Origin of the sequence: Arthrobacter crystallopoietes BAB-32 (genome assembly GCF_000328305.2) — a bacterium.
GTDB lineage: Bacteria > Actinomycetota > Actinomycetes > Actinomycetales > Micrococcaceae > Crystallibacter > Crystallibacter crystallopoietes_A.
The window spans coordinates 1-15,182 of sequence record NZ_ANPE02000196.1; the positions used below are offsets into that span (position 1 = coordinate 1).

The window sequence follows — 15,182 nt, forward strand, 5'->3', positions numbered from 1 at the left end:
CGCCGCCGGCGGCGACGAACCCGGCGAACTCGACGGGTACGGGAAAATCCCGGCCGACATGGCCCGCCGGCTCGCCGAACTGGCGAAAACCTGGCTGCCGGTCATCACCGACGAACACGGCAAGGCCGTCATGGTCGCCCGCGAAATGCGCCACCCGCCCGAATGGCTCAAACGCGAAGTCAGGCTCCGCGACGGGACCTGCCGGGGACTGGGCTGCCGCACCCACTGGAAGGACTGCGAGCTCGACCATACCCTCGCGTGGGAGCACGGCGGCAAGACCGAACTGAATAATCTTGCACTGCGCTGCAAATCCGATCATCTGTCGAAGCACGCCGACGGCGGCCGCGTCTGGCAAGGCGACAACGGCGAACTCCACCACCAAACCAGATCCCGCCACGCCTACACCAGCTACCCCGACGGATCCTGGATCAGCCACGGCGTCCAACCCCCACCACCGCCGCCACCAAACCCCTTCGACAACCCCGAACCACCACCCTTCTGATCGTGCCGCAAGAATGGTGCGGCACCTCCAGTCCAGACGCACGAAAGACGACCCCGGTCGAAAGCTACCGCTGGGCCAGCACCCGGGCACGTGCTTCTCAGCAGCGGCGTCAGTGCCCGTCTTGAGCATAAGTATGCACGCTTCAGTCCCCAGCCGAACCTCATCTCGCCGGAGTTCACCCTCAGGTCGACGAACGGTCCAGCTTCCGCCCACCGGGAATAAACGTGCAGACCAAACGTTGACTTGAGCGGAAGTTGCTCAAGTTTCATCGGATGCGGAATAATCTCCAGCACGAAGCGTTAACTTGAGTCGAAGGCACTCAAGCAATCAGGAGGTCATATGCCTATCTTCTTCGGACCCGCAGGTTCCGGCAGCGGCTCCTTCGACGAATTCCTGGCCCGTTATCTGCAGGGCCAGCGCGCCGCGCGCGCCGGCCGTCCTGTCGACATGACGCGACTGCTTAGTCGCCGCTCGCACGAGATGCTCGGCCATGCTGCGCAGTTCGCCGCCGGCCTCGGGCACACCGAGGTCGATGCCCTGCACATCCTGCGCACCATCGCGCAGCAGGAACCGATGGCGGAGCAGATCCGACGTGCCGGAGCCGATCCTGCCGCGATTGCGCAGGCTGCCGAGGAGCGACTCCCTGGGGCCTCTGCCGAGAAGGTGGATACGCCGCCGTCGCTCACGCAGTCCGCACAGCGTGCCCTGCTGGACGCCTACCAGGTGGCGCGGGCTTTTGGTTCCACCTATATCGATCCGGAGCACCTGTTCTTCGCCTTCGTGCTGAACCAGGAGACTCCGTCCGGACAGATCCTAGCCGCGGCCGGCGTCAATCCGCAGTCGCTGCAGCAGGCCGGTTCCCGCGAGGACGGCCAGTCCGGCCACTCTGGTCCAGAGGCTGCCCAGGGCGGCGCGCAGTCCAACAGTGAGACCCCGATGCTGGACCAGTTCGGCATCGACCTGACGGCCCGCGCGCAGGAGGGCAAGCTGGATCCGGTCATCGGCCGCGGCGAAGAGATCGAGCAGACCATCGAGATCCTCGCCCGGCGCACCAAGAACAACCCGGTGCTGATCGGCGAGGCCGGCGTGGGCAAGACCGCTGTCGTCGAGGGCCTGGCCCAGGCGATCACCGCCGGCGATGTCCCGGAGCAGCTGCGCGGCAAGCGCGTCATCGCCCTGGACCTGCCCGGCATGCTCGCCGGCACCCGCTACCGCGGCGACTTCGAGGAACGGCTGACCAAGACAATGGAGGAGATCAGCGCCCGCAGCGGCGAACTGATTGTCTTCGTCGATGAACTGCACACCGTGGTCGGTGCAGGTGGCGGCGGGGAAGGCGGCGGCATGGACGCCAGCAACATCCTCAAGCCCCGGCTGGCCCGCGGCGAACTGCACCTGGTCGGCGCCACCACTCTGAAGGAGTACCGCAGGATCGAAAAGGATCCGGCCCTGGAGCGCCGCTTCCAGCCGGTGATGGTCGGCGAACCGTCCGTCGAGGACGCCGTGCAGATCCTGGCCGGGCTGAAGGACCGTTACGAAGAGCACCACGCGGTGACCTACACGGATGACGCGCTGCGCGCCGCCGTCGAACTTTCCGCCCGCTACATTACGGACCGGTTCCTGCCGGACAAGGCGATCGACCTGATCGACCAGGCCGGCGCCCGGTTGAGCCTGCAGCGCGGTCCGCGGGTGGACGTGGAGGCGCTGCGCCGCGAGGCCGCGGAGCTGGAGCAGGCCAAGGCCGCCGCGGTGGCCGAGGAGCGCTACGAGGATGCTTCGCGGCTGCGGGACGAAATCGAGGCGCTCAACGCCCGGATCGCGGAGGCCCAAAGCACCCCGGCGGTAGCGGAAAACAACGACGGCGGTGCACGCCCCGGCGTCGTTAGCGCACCCTCCGCGGTGGTAGGCGAGGCGGAGATCGCGCAGATCATCTCGCGCGCCACCGGCATCCCCGCCGCGCGGCTGACCGAAGGCGACCGCGAACGCCTCGCCCGGCTCGAAGACGACCTGCACCAGCGGGTCATCGGCCAGGATGCTGCGGTGACCGCGCTGGCCAAGGCCGTGCGGCGCAACCGCACCGGCATGGGCGACGAAGGCCGACCCGTGGGCAGCTTCCTGTTCCTCGGTCCGACCGGCGTGGGCAAGACCGAGCTGGCCAAGGCGCTGGCCGAGTCGCTGTTCGGCGATGAGAACGCGATGGTCCGCTTCGACATGAGCGAATACGGCGAACGGCACACCGTCTCGCGCCTGGTCGGTGCCCCTCCGGGCTACGTTGGCTATGACGAGGCCGGCCAGCTGACCGAGCGCGTGCGGCGGCACCCGTACTCCGTGGTGCTGCTGGACGAGATCGAGAAGGCGCACCCGGACGTGTTCAACCTGCTGCTGCAGGTGCTCGACGACGGGCGGCTGACGGACAGCCAGGGCCGGACGGTTGACTTCCGGAACACGGTGGTCATCATGACCTCGAACCTGGGCTCGGAATTCCTGGCCAGCAAGGGCGGAGCGCTCGGCTTCACCGCCAACAGCGGCGCCGACGGCTTCGGCTCGGAGAAGGAGCTGCGGGACCGGGTCATGGGCCGGGTGCGCGAGTTCATGCGGCCGGAGTTCCTGAACCGGATCGATGAGACCGTCCTGTTCCGCAAGCTCGACCAGGAGCAGCTGCGCGAGATCGTGCGGCTGCAGCTGCGCCGGACCGAGGGCCGGCTCGCCGCCCAGGGCATCGGCCTCGCGGTGGACGAGGCCGCCGTGGACTGGATCGCCGACGCCGGCTACGAGCCAGAGTACGGCGCCCGCCCGCTGCGCCGCGTGATCCAGCGCGAGCTGGACGACCGGATCGCGGACCTGCTGGTCAGCTCCGAACTGCACGACGGCGGGCGGGTCACCGTTACTGCCGACGGCGGGGAGCTGCGCGTGGCAACCGAACCGGCGGTGCCGGCCGCGGCGTAAACCAGTCGGGGCGGGTACAGTCGGGCGACGCCTGACCACCGCACAACGCAGATGGAGCAGGCCGGGAAGAGAGTCTCTTCCCGGCCTGCTCGCGCGTTTGCTGCCCGGTCAGCGCGCAGTCACATCGGCGGTTTCCTCACCGGCGGCCTGGCTCTCCGGCTCGGTGGCCCGTCGCTTCGGAATGAGGGCCACGGCAGCCGCCGCGACGGCCGCAATGCCGGCGAAGATCATGAAGTTCCATTCGAAAGGCAGTGCGGCGCTGCCGATCCAGCCGCCGATCAAGGGGCCGGAGATGGCTCCGATCCGCGCGAAGCTCAGTGCCCAGCCGGTCGCCGTGGCCCGGACGTTGGCCGGGTAGTAGTCGGCGATGTAGCCGGTGAGCACCAGCGAGGTGGAGATGGAACCGATGCCGGCGAAGGCCACGAAGAGCAGATTCACGACCATGTTGCCGGGGAACATCAGCAGCAGGATGCCGAGGCCGCCGAGCAGGTAGAAGACCACCAGGATCAGTTTCTGTCCGTACTTGTCCGCGGCCCGGCCCAAGGCGAGGCCGCCGGCGGCGGAGGCAAGGCTGAAGACCAGTAGGAAGGCCAGCGACGAGCCGAGGTCGTAGCCCGCCGCTTTCATGATGGACGGCAGCCAGGTGTTCAGGCCGTAGACCAGGACCATGCCGCAGAACAGCGAGATCCAGAAGAACACAGTCGAGCGCAGGTAGCGCGGCGAGAACATCGCGGTGATTGTCCGCCACCACGGTTCGGCCGCTGCTCCGGCGGCCGGGGCGGACACGGCAGGGATGTACGGCTCGATGCCGAGACGGTTCGCCAGCCGGTCGGCCGCCTGCCGCCTGCCCTTGGCCTCAAGGTAGTCCAGCGATTCCGGCAGCAGCCGGGCGATCACCGGCAGCAGGACCACGGGCAGCGCGCCGATGGCGATGACCCAGCGCCAACCCGCCACGGGCAGCAGGACCAGCGCCACGAGGGCGGCGGCGACGATGCCGAGCGAGTAGCCGGAGTACATGACACCGTAGTTGAAGGAGCGCTTGTTCGGCGCCGAATATTCGATGGTTAGGGCCGCCGCCACGGGAATCACGCCGCCCATGCCGAGCCCGCCGATGAGCCGGAACAGGCCGAACAGCTCCGGTGTCGGCGCCACCGCCGCGCCGGCCTGGGTCAGCGTAAAGATCAGCATCGAGAGCAGCAGCATCTTTTTGCGGCCGTACAGGTCGCTCAGCGTGCCGATGAACAAGGCGCCGAAGAGCATGCCGACCAGCGCGTACGCGCCAAGCCCGCCGAGCTCCAGCGGGCTCAGGTCCCACGCCCGGTACTCGGCCAGGGCCGGAAGGACGGCGCCGAGGACGCCGACGTCGTAGCCTTCGGCCAGGATGGCCAGCCAGCAGCAGAACAGCACCCGCCGCGTGGTGCGCGGCGGGACATTCCAAGTGTTTACGGCAGCAGTTGCCACATGGGTCTCATTTCGTCATTGGAGTGAGCAGGTGGTGCAAGGCAGGAGGGCGGGAGGCAGGCGAACGCTGCCTCCCGCCAGGAATTCAGGTGAACCGCTTTCCAGCCAAGATTACTTAGCCAGCGCCGGCTCGGCGCGCCGCGGTGCCGTGTCCGGCTGCCACCGCAGGTGGCTGGGCGACTGTTCGTCCTCGGCCTCGCGCAGCAGGGACAGCCGGGGCCGGACCGCATCGGTGCGGGAGCTCGGCGGCTTGCGCCGGCCGGCGCGGAACTGCGGGATCCACTCGGCGGCCTCGCCCTTGTATTCCTGCTCGGCGGCGGCGTGCAGGGTCCACTGCGGGTTGTACAGGTGGGTGCGGCCGAGGGCGATCAGGTCGGCGCGGCCGGCCAGCAGGATGGAGTTGGCGTCGTCGTACGAGGAGATGGCGCCGACGGCGATCACCGCGATTCCTGCCGGGGCTGCCACTTCCTGACGGATCCGGTCCGCGTACGGCGTCTGGTAGCTGCGGCCATAGGCGGGCTTTTCCTCCTTGCCGATCTGGCCGGTGGACACGTCGATCCCGTCCGCACCGTGGGCGGCGAAGGCCTTGGCAATTTCGACGGCCTCATCCAGGGTGTTTCCGCCCTCGATCCAATCCGTGGCGGAGATCCGCACGGTCAGCGGCCGGTCTGTCGGCCAGGCCTCGCGCACGGCGTCGAAGACCTCGAGCGGGAAGCGCAGCCGGTTTTCCAGGCTGCCGCCGAACTCGTCGGTGCGCTTGTTGGCGATCGGCGAGAGGAAGGACGAGAGCAGATAGCCGTGCGCGGCATGAACCTCAAGCAGGTCGAAGCCGGCTTCGGCGGCGCGCCGGGTGGCGGCGACGAAGTCCGCTTTGACCTTGTCCATCTCCGCGCGGTCGATTTCGCGCGGGGTCTGGCTGCGCGGGCCGTACGGCAGGGCCGAGGGGCCAACCGCTTCCCAGTTGCCGGATTCGAGCGGTTCGTCGATGCCTTCCCACATCAGGCGGGTCGAGGCCTTGCGGCCGGCGTGGCCGAGCTGGACCCCAATCTTCGCCGTCGATTGCCCGTGGACGAAGCCGACGATGTCCTTCCAGCTGGCCTGCTGGACCTCGTTGTACAGACCGGTGCAGCCCGGGGTGATGCGCCCTTCCTCGGAGACGCAGACCATTTCGGTCATCACCAGGCCGGCGCCGCCCAGGGCCTTGCTGCCCAAGTGCACCTTGTGGAAGTCGCCGGGGACGCCGTCGACCGCCGAATACATGTCCATCGGCGAGACGATGATCCGGTTCTTCAGCTCCAGGCCGCCGATCTTGTACGGCTGGAACATGGCCGGGGCGACCTGCTGCAGGCCCTGGGACTCGGCGAAGTGCCGGTCCACCAGCTCGGCGAATTCCGGGTCTCGCAGGCGCAGGTTGTCTTGGGTGATGCGCCGGCTGCGGGTGAGCAGGTTAAAGGCGAACTGGGTGGGGTGCTGGTCCTTGTACTGGCCGATCCGCTCGAACCATTCCAGCGACGCCTGCGCGGCCCGCTGCGTCGATTCGACCACCGGCCGCCGCTCAAGTTCGTAGGCGGCGAGGGCGGATTCCAGGTCCTGCTGCTCGTGCAGGCAGGCGGCCAGGGCCAGCGCGTCCTCCATGGCGAGCTTTGTTCCGGAGCCGATCGAGAAGTGCGCGGTGTGCGCGGCGTCGCCGAGCAGCACCACATTGCCGTGCCGCCAGTTGCGGTTGCGCACGGTGGTGAAGTTCAGCCACTTGGAGTTGTTGGCCAGCACGTCGTACCCGTCGAGTTCGTCAGCGAAGATCTCCCGGATCTTCGCGATGGCCTTCTCATCGGAGACCCCGGGCGGGAACATGGTGTCGGCGGTCTCGTCGAAACCGGCCGCGCGCCAGACGTCCTCGTGCATCTCCACGATGAAGGTGGAGCCGGCGTCCGAGTAGGGGTAGCCGTGAATCTGCATGACGCCGAACTCGGTCTCCTTGACGAAGAACTTGAAGGCCTCGAACACCTGGTCGGTGCCCAGCCACATGTACTTGTTCGGCCGCGGATCCAGGTCCGGTCCGAAGGAGTCGGCGTACCGGGCGCGGATCTGGGAATTCACTCCGTCCGCGGCCAGCACCAGATCGTAGCCGGCCTCGAGTTCCTCCACCGGCGGGGCCATGGTCGAAAAGCGCAGGTCCACGCCGAGTTCGGTGCAGCGGCGCTGCAGCAGTTCCAGCAGTTCCTTGCGGCTCATCGCCGCGAAACCTTGTCCGCCCACGGTAATGGTCTCGTTCTTGAAGTGGATGTCGATATCCGACCAGCGGGCGAAGCGGCGGCTCATGTAGTCGGCCACTACCGCATCGGCATTCCCGATCCCGCCGAGGGTTTCATCGGAAAAGACGACGCCGAAGCCGAACGTATCGCTGGCGGCGTTGCGTTCCCAGACGGTCACCTCGTGGGCCGGATCCAGCTGCTTCATCAGCGCACCGAAGTACAGCCCGCCAGGTCCGCCACCAATAATTGCGATCTTCATGTCGTTAGTCCTTTCAACGGCCCTGGCCGGCGCCGGCTAATTCTGCAGATTCGTCCCCGAGCGCGGCGCGCAGCCTGAAGTGCTGCAGCTTGCCGCTGGGGTTGCGGGGCAATTCGGTCACGAACCGCACGTCCCGCGGATACTTGTAGGGGGCGATGGTCGCTTTGACGAAGTCCTGGATCTCCTTGCGCTTGGCGTCGTCGGGCTCCACGCCCTCGCGCAGCACAATGAATGCGCAGACCACGCTCCCGCGCTCCGGATCCGGCCGGCCAATGACGGCGTTCTCCACGACGTCCGGATGCTGGTCGATCGCTGACTCCACTTCGGGGGCGCCGATGTTGTACCCGGAAGAGACGATCATGTTGTCCGAGCGCGCCTGGTAGTAGAAGTACCCGTCCTCATCGCGCACGAAGGTGTCCCCGGTGATGTTCCAGCCGTTGTGCACGTAGTTGAGCTGGCGCTCATCATCCAGGTACCGGCAGCCGGTCGGACCGATGACGGCGAGCCGGCCGGGCTCGTTGGGCGCGGCCTCGTTGCCGTCCGCGTCCAGGATCGTGGCCCGGAAGCCCGGCACTGCCACTCCGGTGGCGCCCGGACGGATGTCCGCTCCGGCGGCGGAGATGAAGACGTGCAGCATTTCCGTGGCGCCGATGCCGTTGACCAGGGAGAGCCCGGTGGCTGTGTGGACGGCTTCCCAGGTTTCCTTGGGCAGGTGCTCGCCGGCGGACACTGCCAGCCGCAGGCCCTCGAGCAGGTCGGCCTCGCCTTCCTTGAGGATGGCCCGGTAGGCCGTCGGGGCGGTGAAGAGCACAGTGGCCCCTGCTGCCGCTGCCTGGCGGGCCAGCTCCACCGGCGTCGCCCGCTCGGTCAGCAGGGATGAGGCACCGAACCGCAGCGGGAAGACCACCAGTCCGCCCAGCCCGAAAGTGAAGGCCAGCGGCGGCGAGCCGGCGAAGACGTCGTCGGCCGTCGGCTTCAGGATGTGGCGGGCGAAAGTATCCGCGTTGGCGAGGATGTCCCGGTGGAAGTGCATGGTGATCTTGGGCGTGCCGGTGGTTCCCGACGTCGGTCCGAGCAGGGCAACGTCGTCGGCGGCGGTGGCCACGTTGTCGAACCGTCCGCTCTTCGACGCACAGCGGGCGGTGAGGTCACCGTCGTCGTTAGCTCCATAGGTAACGACGGCGGTGTCCGCACTCAGCGCATGCGGCAGGTCAGCCACGAAGCGGTGGTCAGAGATGGCGACAACCGGTCGGGTCAGTTCGCAGATCTTGGCGACTTCGTTCGCCCGCAGCACGGGCATCGTGGTGACGACGACGGCGCCGGCCTTGAGTACACCGAGCCAGGCCGCGACCAGCCAAGGGTTGTTCGGGCCGCGCAGCAGCACCCGGTTGCCGGGCACCACACCCAAGTCCTCGGTCAGGACCTGGGCGACCTGGTTGGCGCGCTGCTGCAGGAGCCCGTAACTCCAGGTTTCACCCTCTGGCGTGTGCAGGGCCGGACGGTCGGCGCCGAAGGTTGCTACGGCGTCGTCGATGAGGATCGCCGCGGCGTTGAGGCGATCCGGATACTGCAGTTCGGGGAGGGTGAATTCAAGCACCGGCCACTGCTCGGCCGGCGGCAGATGGTCGCGCGTGAACGAGTCCACATGTGCTGACGGGGACAGTTCCATGGCGTTCCTTTCGGTGGGATGGATGGGCGGCCGCGGAGCCTGGGCGGCATCACCGACGGTTGGGATGCCGCCGAAGGGCTCAGCGCGCGGCGCGAATCATGCCTTCTTGGGCGACTGTGGCCAGGAGGCGGCCGGAGCGGTCGAAGAACCGGCCGGTGGCCAGTCCCCGGTTGCGCTGTCCGGAAACGGCTTCCTGGGCGTAGAGCACCCATTCGTCCGCCCGGCCCTCACGGTGGAACCACATCGAATGGTCCAGGCTCGCGGTGGCCAGCCCTGGTTCCGCCCAGTAGTGGCCGTGCGCCCTCAGGATCGGCTCCAGAATCGTGTAGTCGCAGACGTACGCCAGCGCCGTGCGGTGGAGGTTTGCGGTGGCATGCAGGTCGTCGCCATCGGGCAGCTGGTCGAATGCCTTGACCCAGACGGCCTGCTGCGGGACCTGTTCGCCCTCGACCTCGACATACACGGGGCCGGGAACGTGGCGCATGTCGAAGCTGCGGCCGGTGGACCAGTAGGCTGCGGCGTCGCCCTCGATGCCGTTCAGTGCTTCAGCGGCGCTGCGCAGCGATTCGGGTTCCACGGCGGCGGGCATTTCCGGCTGGAATTCCGGCCCCTCCTCGGGCACCTGGAAGGAGCCCATGGCTGCGAACACTGTCTTACCGCCCTGGTAGCCGCGCACGCTGCGGGTCGAATAGCCGCGGCCGTCGCGCAGCTTCTCCACCTCGTAGCGGACCACAGCACCGATATCGACCGGGCGCATGAAGTAGCTGTGCATGGAATGCAGCTGGCGGTCCGCGCCGACGGAGCGCATCATGGCGGCCGCGGACTGGGCCACCATGTCGCCGCCGTAGGCCTTGGGCCACGGGACGTACTGTGTGGTGGCTTCGTAGGCCTCGTCGAAGACCTGCGGCTCGACGGCCTCCAGGCCGACGGCGCGCAGGAAGGTTTCGGCAGTCAAGGTGCCCGTCATCGTGTTCATGCCCGGCGATATCCTTCCAGGGTCTCGTCGGCTACGTCCTCAAGGTTGACCACAATGTTCTCCGGCGTGCGGGCAGTCAGCCAGACCAATTCCTCAGTGACCGACATATTCGCCTCCACGTGCGGCATGAACGGCGGCACGAACACCCAGTCGCCGGCCTTCATGTCGATGAATTCGGAGTAATTCTCGCCGAAGTAGATCCGGCCGTGGCCGCGCAGCACGTAGCCGCCGGTTTCGGCCTCGCCATGGTGATGCGGCAGCGAGCGGTAGCCCGGGACGTTGGAGACCTGGCCGAACCAGATCTTGGTGGCCGGCGTGTGCTGGATGCTGACGCCGGACACCCGCACACAGTCCCCCGACTGGGCCGTGTTGGTGTCCTCGGCGCCGCCGCGGGTCACCACGGGCACCACCTTGCCGTCGACTCCGGCATAGATGGAGTTGTCGCCCTCGGTGCGGTATTCAGTGGCTGTCTCGCTCATGTCGTGCTCCTTCTCAGTTGGTCAGTGCCAGTTGGTTGATCAGCATGCGGTTTTCCAGCCGGCCGATCCCGTCGATTTCGGTTGTGAGGACATCGCCGTCCTGCAGGAAGCGCGGGGGCTTCATCCCCATGCCCACTCCGCCTGGCGTGCCGGTCAGGACCAGGTCCCCCGGGCGCAGCGTCGTGAACTGCGAAATGTAGGACAGGAGCTTCGCCGGGCCGAACACCAGCGTCCGGGTGTGGCCCCGCTGGACCAGCTCACCGTTGACGTAGCCGCGGACCTCGAAGCCGCTGCCGTCGAACTCGTCGGCGGTGGCCAGCACCGGCCCGACCGGCGTGCTCGCGTCGAAGGCCTTGCCCTGGAACCACTGCAGCGTCCGGTTCTGCCAGTCCCGCATGGAGACATCGTTGGCCACGGTGTAGCCGGCGATGGCGGCGGCGGCCTCGGCTTCATCCGCACGGGTGAGGGTGGCTCCGACCACCACGGCCAGCTCGGCCTCCCAATCCACCCGGCCGCTGCCGCGCACCGTGAGCTCATCTGCTGGACCGGCCAACGTATCGGCGAACTTGGCGAACAGGGTGGGGTATTCCGGCAGCTCCCGTCCCATCTCCTGGATGTGGTCGCCGTAGTTCAGGCCGCAGCAGATCACCTTGCCGGCCTGCGGCAGCAGCGGCGCCAACTGTGTGCGGGAAACCTGCACGACGGCGGAGGCCGGGGCGGAGCGCATGGTTTCCTCTGCGCGCTCCCGCCAAGCCGGGCCCGCGAGCAGGCTGCCGACGTCACTGGCGGGCAGCGGCAGGTAGGTCTCCGCACCCATCTGTACTGCCGCCGTCGTTGTTGCTGCGCCGGTGCGCAAGGTGGCCAGTTTCACGGCTTCGATCTCCTTCGTTCGGATGTGTCGACTTTTTTACGGCCGTCACATATGCTCAACGTAGCACGGTCGGAAGGATCTGCACAGAGCATTTTTCGAAAAATTGTGAAACCGGACACACCAATGCCAAGGAGGCAGCAATGAGCAACCAGACCGCAGTCGGCAACCGGACCATCAACCCCGAGTCACTGCCCAAGCCATCCGGCTACGCCCATGGCGTCCTCGCCGGCAACACTGTCTACCTCGGCGGGCAGACCGCGCTGGACAAGGACATGAACATCGTTCCCGGCGGCATCGTGGAGCAGTTCCAGCAGGCCTTCTCCAACGTCCTGGCCACCCTGGAAGAGGCCGGCGGCCGCCCCGAGGACCTGGTCAGCGTGACCATCTACCTCACGGACGTGGACGACTACATGGCCAACGGCCGGGAGATCGGCAGGCTCTGGCGCCAGATGGCCGGCACCGAGTACCCCGCGATGGCAGGAATCGGCGTCAGCCGCCTCTGGCAGAAGGAAGCCCTGATCGAGATCCAGGGCGTGGCAGTCATCCAGGACCGCTAGAAAACCGATTCCAGCGCACAGCGGCCCGGCCGGCTACCTGCCGGCCGGGCCGCTGTGCGTTGTCCGCGAGGCTAGGCGGCCTCGGCCTTGGTGACCAGCGACATTGCGTGGGCCTCGGCCAGGGGCGCGATCAAATCATGCGTTCCGAAGAAAATGCGCCGCGCCTCCGGCCCCTGCCAGCCCTCGGGCAGGTACTCCAAAGGCAGACCGGGATCGCGATACGGCAGGCGCCGCCACAGCGTGAGCATCGGCACGTAGTAACGGAAGGCGTCCCTGCGCAGTTCCGGCGAAGACTCTGCCAGGGCTGTCTCCGGATCCCCGCCCACCAAGCCGGACCAATCGGCAAGAGCGTTCCCGTAGTAGTCCATGAATTCGGCGATCTGCACGCCCAGTGCCTCCAGATCCCACCACTGGGCGACCCGCTGGCGCATATCCCCTTCGGCGGCGTAATCGCCGGTGAAGAACTCGACATAATCTGCCAAGCCCCGGGAGGCCAGCCGCCGCTTCGCGCCCTCACGCACACCGGCCGGAGCAATCCACACTCCTGCCGCCATGGACCCGAAGCCCAGCCGCGTCAGTTCGGTGCGCAGCTGGTGCCGCCGGTCCCGCATCGACTCAGGAACCGAGAATATCGCCAGCACCCACTGGCCTCCGGCCGATCCGCGGTACGGGGCAAAGATGCGCTCGTCGCCCTCGTTGACCATCTCGAGCGAGCGCGGCGACAGCTCGTACTTTGCCACTCCGCCGGCTTTGACGCTGTTGAGCACGCCCTTGGCCTTCAACCTCGACACCGCCGAGCGCACGCCAGGGGCATCATGGCCGAGGTCGCCGAGCATGTCGATGAGGACCGAGACTGGCAAGGGCCCGCCGCCGCGCCGCCCGTACAGGCCGTAGATGGTCAGGATCAGCTGCTGGTGCCGCAGTGGAGGAGCGGGGATGTCGATCATCTCAGTGGCCCTTGAAAGCTTCGGCGAGCCACCAGGCGCCGCCGTCGGAGGCGATCCGTGCGTCGATGACCAGCGGCTTCTCCCGCGGCCCGTTGACCCACTCGGTCACGGCAGCCAGGTCTTCCACGGTGCGGACGGTGACCGCCTCGGCGCCGTACCCCCGGGCGATCGACGCGATGTCCGTCAGCGGGAATTTTACGATCCCAAGATCCTCGTCGTCGGCGTCGAAGTGGTGCACCTCGGCGCCGTACGCCGAGTCGTTGTACACGATCGCCACCAGCGGGATCCGCTCACGCACCACGGTCTCCAGCTCGGAAATCGACATCAGGAACCCACCGTCACCGGTCCCGAGTACGGGCAGCCTGTCCGGCCGGGCTGCCGCCGCACCCACCGCCGTGTACAGGCCCAGCCCGATCGACTGGAAAGCCTGCGTAAAGCAGAATCCATACTCGTCCGGCACTGACAGGTACGCGCTCGGATACCCCATGAAGTTGCCCGAGTCTATCGACACGATCCGATCCGCCGGCAGGATCTTATCCAGCTCCCGGCTCAGCACCCGCGGGTCGATTGCCTCCTCGGTCGAAATGTCCACGGTTTCCACGTCCTTCCAACGGGACTCGGCCGCGATGCGCACCGCAATCTCCGGCGTGCGCAGCCCGGTCGCCTGGTGCCCGGCAGCCTGCAGTTCCTCCAGCACGGCGACTGCGGTCTCGGCACTGTCGCCGAGCACCCCGAGATCGATGGGCCGGTTCGCACCCAGCGCGCCGTCCTCCACGTCGACCTGCACCACCTTGGCCTCCGCGCTGATCAGCGAGCCGTGCCGCATGGTCCACATGTTCAGCGCGCATCCCCAGCCGACAATCAGGTCGGCAGCCGCGATCGTTGCCGCCGTGTAGGGCGAGGAAAAGCCGCCGGAGATGCCGAGGTTGAAGGGATCGCCGTGGAACAGTCCGTGGGCGACGGCGGAGGTCGCCACTAGTGCACCGCTTGCCTCGGCGAGCGCGGCAATTTCCGTCCCGGCACCCCGGCCTCCGCGGCCGGCAACAAAGACCGGCCGTTCGGCACCGCGGATCAACGCCGCCAACCGCTCCACTGCCGCTGCGGCCGGCCGGACCGGCTGTGGTGCCTCCAACCGTGTGGGGACGGCTGGAGTCCCTCCGGGACGGGAAGAGCTTGGAGGTCCGTCGGCAGCGACAGCACCACGGTCCGCCTTTCGTTGACGGCCGTGCGGTAGGCCCGGACCGTGTCCGCCACCGCACTCTGCGGCGAGTGGATCCGTTCTGCCACGGCCCCGACGCTGCGGGCCAGTCCGTCCTGGTCGATCTTGAAATTCGACCGGATCGCCGAGGCGGCGGTGTCCGCGGTGACGACGAGCATCGGCGTGCGGCTCTTGGCCGCCTCACCGATCCCGGTGACCGCATTCGTCAGCCCACAGCCCTGGTGGGTGGAGACGACCCCGACCTTGCCGGACATCCGCCCGTACGCGTCCGCCATCGTCGCCGCTCCGCCCTCGTGCCGGGCGGCCGTGAATGGCACTCCCTGGCGGCGCAGCGCGTTGGTCACCACGAAGTTGCCGCTGCCGACCACGCCGAAGACGTGCCCGACCCCGAGCTGCGCCAGGGTATAGCCGACGAGTTCCGCGATATTCGCAGCCGGGCGGGAAGACGGCACAGCTGCCGCGGGGCTGGTCACGGCGGCACCGCTGACCGAGGGTTGAGTGCTGGTAGCGGTCATGGAGGTCTCCTTCTTGGAACAGCAGTTCAATCAGACTGCAGAAATTGTCACGTGGGCCGCTGGGGCTCTCAGGCCGGCACGGCCGATCCTCGGGCGACGGCGGTGCGAATGTGCTCCGGCCAGGGCGCTGCGCTGTCGGCTCCCTCGGGGACATAAGCGGTGGTGAAAGTCCCGTAGGCGGCGAGTCCGCCGGCTGACTTTTCGTGCGGCTGGCCATGGACCTCGAACGCGAAAGTCATCGACGTGCGGCCGATCTTCTGGACCGTCAGGGCCGCGGTAACGCGTTGGCCGAACCACAGCTTGGCCCGGTAGTTGATGACCTGCTGTACGCGGGGAGCACTAGGAAAGTAGTCGGGCAGCTCCAGCCTGCGGAACAGCTCAGCCTCGGCCGCCTCGACCCAGCGCATGATTGCGGAGTTGTGCTGATGTCCGGCCGCATCCGTGTCGGCCCATTCCACCGTCCGCTCGATGCTGGCACCTGCCGGCATCATTTGGTCCTGCCCGCTCATCTGGGGGTCCATGCTTCTCCTCT

General features: G+C 67.6%; 11 protein-coding genes and 1 pseudogene. 3 read left to right on the plus strand and 9 right to left on the minus strand.

Features of this window, described 5'->3' with window-relative positions; all coding sequences use genetic code 11:
- Positions 1 to 502: HNH endonuclease signature motif containing protein (locus D477_RS21325; protein ID WP_005271640.1), on the plus strand; the 502-nt coding region annotated here is incomplete at its 5' end.
- A gap of 339 nt (positions 503 to 841) precedes the next feature.
- Positions 842 to 3,445, plus strand: a complete 2,604-nt coding sequence (locus D477_RS15755; RefSeq protein WP_005271641.1) for an ATP-dependent Clp protease ATP-binding subunit — start codon at positions 842 to 844, stop codon at positions 3,443 to 3,445.
- 108 nt (positions 3,446 to 3,553) lie between these two features.
- Here D477_RS15755 and D477_RS15760 read toward each other — a convergent pair whose 3' ends face one another.
- The 6 genes from D477_RS15760 to D477_RS15785 all read right to left on the minus strand — a co-directional run bounded on the left by D477_RS15760 (position 3,554) and on the right by D477_RS15785 (position 11,412).
- Positions 3,554 to 4,906: an MFS transporter gene (locus D477_RS15760; RefSeq protein ID WP_005271642.1), complete on the minus strand. Its 1,353-nt coding sequence runs from the start codon at positions 4,904 to 4,906 to the stop codon at positions 3,554 to 3,556.
- A gap of 111 nt (positions 4,907 to 5,017) precedes the next feature.
- Positions 5,018 to 7,417 (minus strand): bifunctional salicylyl-CoA 5-hydroxylase/oxidoreductase, encoded by a 2,400-nt coding sequence (locus D477_RS15765; RefSeq protein WP_005271645.1) that lies wholly within the window; start codon positions 7,415 to 7,417, stop codon positions 5,018 to 5,020.
- Positions 7,418 to 7,430: 13 nt separating this feature from the next.
- The gene (locus D477_RS15770; RefSeq protein ID WP_005271647.1) at positions 7,431 to 9,086 is read right to left on the minus strand and encodes an AMP-binding protein; all 1,656 of its coding nucleotides are present in this window, start codon (positions 9,084 to 9,086) and stop codon (positions 7,431 to 7,433) included.
- A gap of 79 nt (positions 9,087 to 9,165) precedes the next feature.
- Entirely contained in the window at positions 9,166 to 10,062 is an 897-nt protein-coding gene (locus D477_RS15775; RefSeq protein ID WP_005271649.1) for an acyl-CoA thioesterase, read from the minus strand.
- A complete protein-coding gene (locus D477_RS15780; RefSeq protein ID WP_005271651.1) occupies positions 10,059 to 10,541 on the minus strand; it encodes a cupin domain-containing protein in 483 nt (160 codons plus the stop codon). The genes D477_RS15775 and D477_RS15780 overlap by 4 nt, the downstream gene beginning before the upstream one ends.
- A gap of 13 nt (positions 10,542 to 10,554) precedes the next feature.
- Positions 10,555 to 11,412: a fumarylacetoacetate hydrolase family protein gene (locus D477_RS15785; protein ID WP_005271654.1), complete on the minus strand. Its 858-nt coding sequence runs from the start codon at positions 11,410 to 11,412 to the stop codon at positions 10,555 to 10,557.
- A gap of 140 nt (positions 11,413 to 11,552) precedes the next feature.
- On the opposite strand from D477_RS15785, the gene D477_RS15790 reads away from it, so the two are divergent.
- Positions 11,553 to 11,969, plus strand: coding sequence for a RidA family protein (locus D477_RS15790; RefSeq protein ID WP_005271656.1), 417 nt, complete (start codon positions 11,553 to 11,555; stop codon positions 11,967 to 11,969).
- Between the two features lie 71 nt (positions 11,970 to 12,040).
- Here the strand turns inward: D477_RS15790 and D477_RS15795 are convergent, their stop codons facing one another.
- The 3 genes and pseudogenes from D477_RS15795 to D477_RS15805 form a co-directional block, all read right to left on the minus strand.
- Positions 12,041 to 12,916 (minus strand): PaaX family transcriptional regulator, encoded by an 876-nt coding sequence (locus D477_RS15795; protein WP_005271659.1) that lies wholly within the window; start codon positions 12,914 to 12,916, stop codon positions 12,041 to 12,043.
- 1 nt (position 12,917) lies between these two features.
- A pseudogene (locus D477_RS23895) lies at positions 12,918 to 14,650 on the minus strand (thiamine pyrophosphate-binding protein).
- A 68-nt stretch (positions 14,651 to 14,718) separates the two neighbouring features.
- The gene (locus tag D477_RS15805) at positions 14,719 to 15,171 is read right to left on the minus strand and encodes an acyl-CoA thioesterase (protein ID WP_005271662.1); all 453 of its coding nucleotides are present in this window, start codon (positions 15,169 to 15,171) and stop codon (positions 14,719 to 14,721) included.
- Between the last annotated feature and the right edge of the window lie 11 nt (positions 15,172 to 15,182).

What these genes read in the sequence shown, in the direction of transcription:
- D477_RS15755 (WP_005271641.1), top strand. Translation starts at nt 842, where the DNA reads ATGCCTATCTTCTTCGGACCCGCAGGTTCCGGCAGCGGCTCCTTCGAC.
- D477_RS15765 (WP_005271645.1), bottom strand. Translation starts at nt 7,417, where the DNA reads ATGAAGATCGCAATTATTGGTGGCGGACCTGGCGGGCTGTACTTCGGT.
- D477_RS15770 (WP_005271647.1), bottom strand. Translation starts at nt 9,086, where the DNA reads ATGGAACTGTCCCCGTCAGCACATGTGGACTCGTTCACGCGCGACCAT.
- D477_RS15775 (WP_005271649.1), bottom strand. Translation starts at nt 10,062, where the DNA reads ATGAACACGATGACGGGCACCTTGACTGCCGAAACCTTCCTGCGCGCC.
- D477_RS15780 (WP_005271651.1), bottom strand. Translation starts at nt 10,541, where the DNA reads ATGAGCGAGACAGCCACTGAATACCGCACCGAGGGCGACAACTCCATC.
- D477_RS15790 (WP_005271656.1), top strand. Translation starts at nt 11,553, where the DNA reads ATGAGCAACCAGACCGCAGTCGGCAACCGGACCATCAACCCCGAGTCA.
- D477_RS15795 (WP_005271659.1), bottom strand. Translation starts at nt 12,916, where the DNA reads ATGATCGACATCCCCGCTCCTCCACTGCGGCACCAGCAGCTGATCCTG.
- D477_RS15805 (WP_005271662.1), bottom strand. Translation starts at nt 15,171, where the DNA reads ATGGACCCCCAGATGAGCGGGCAGGACCAAATGATGCCGGCAGGTGCC.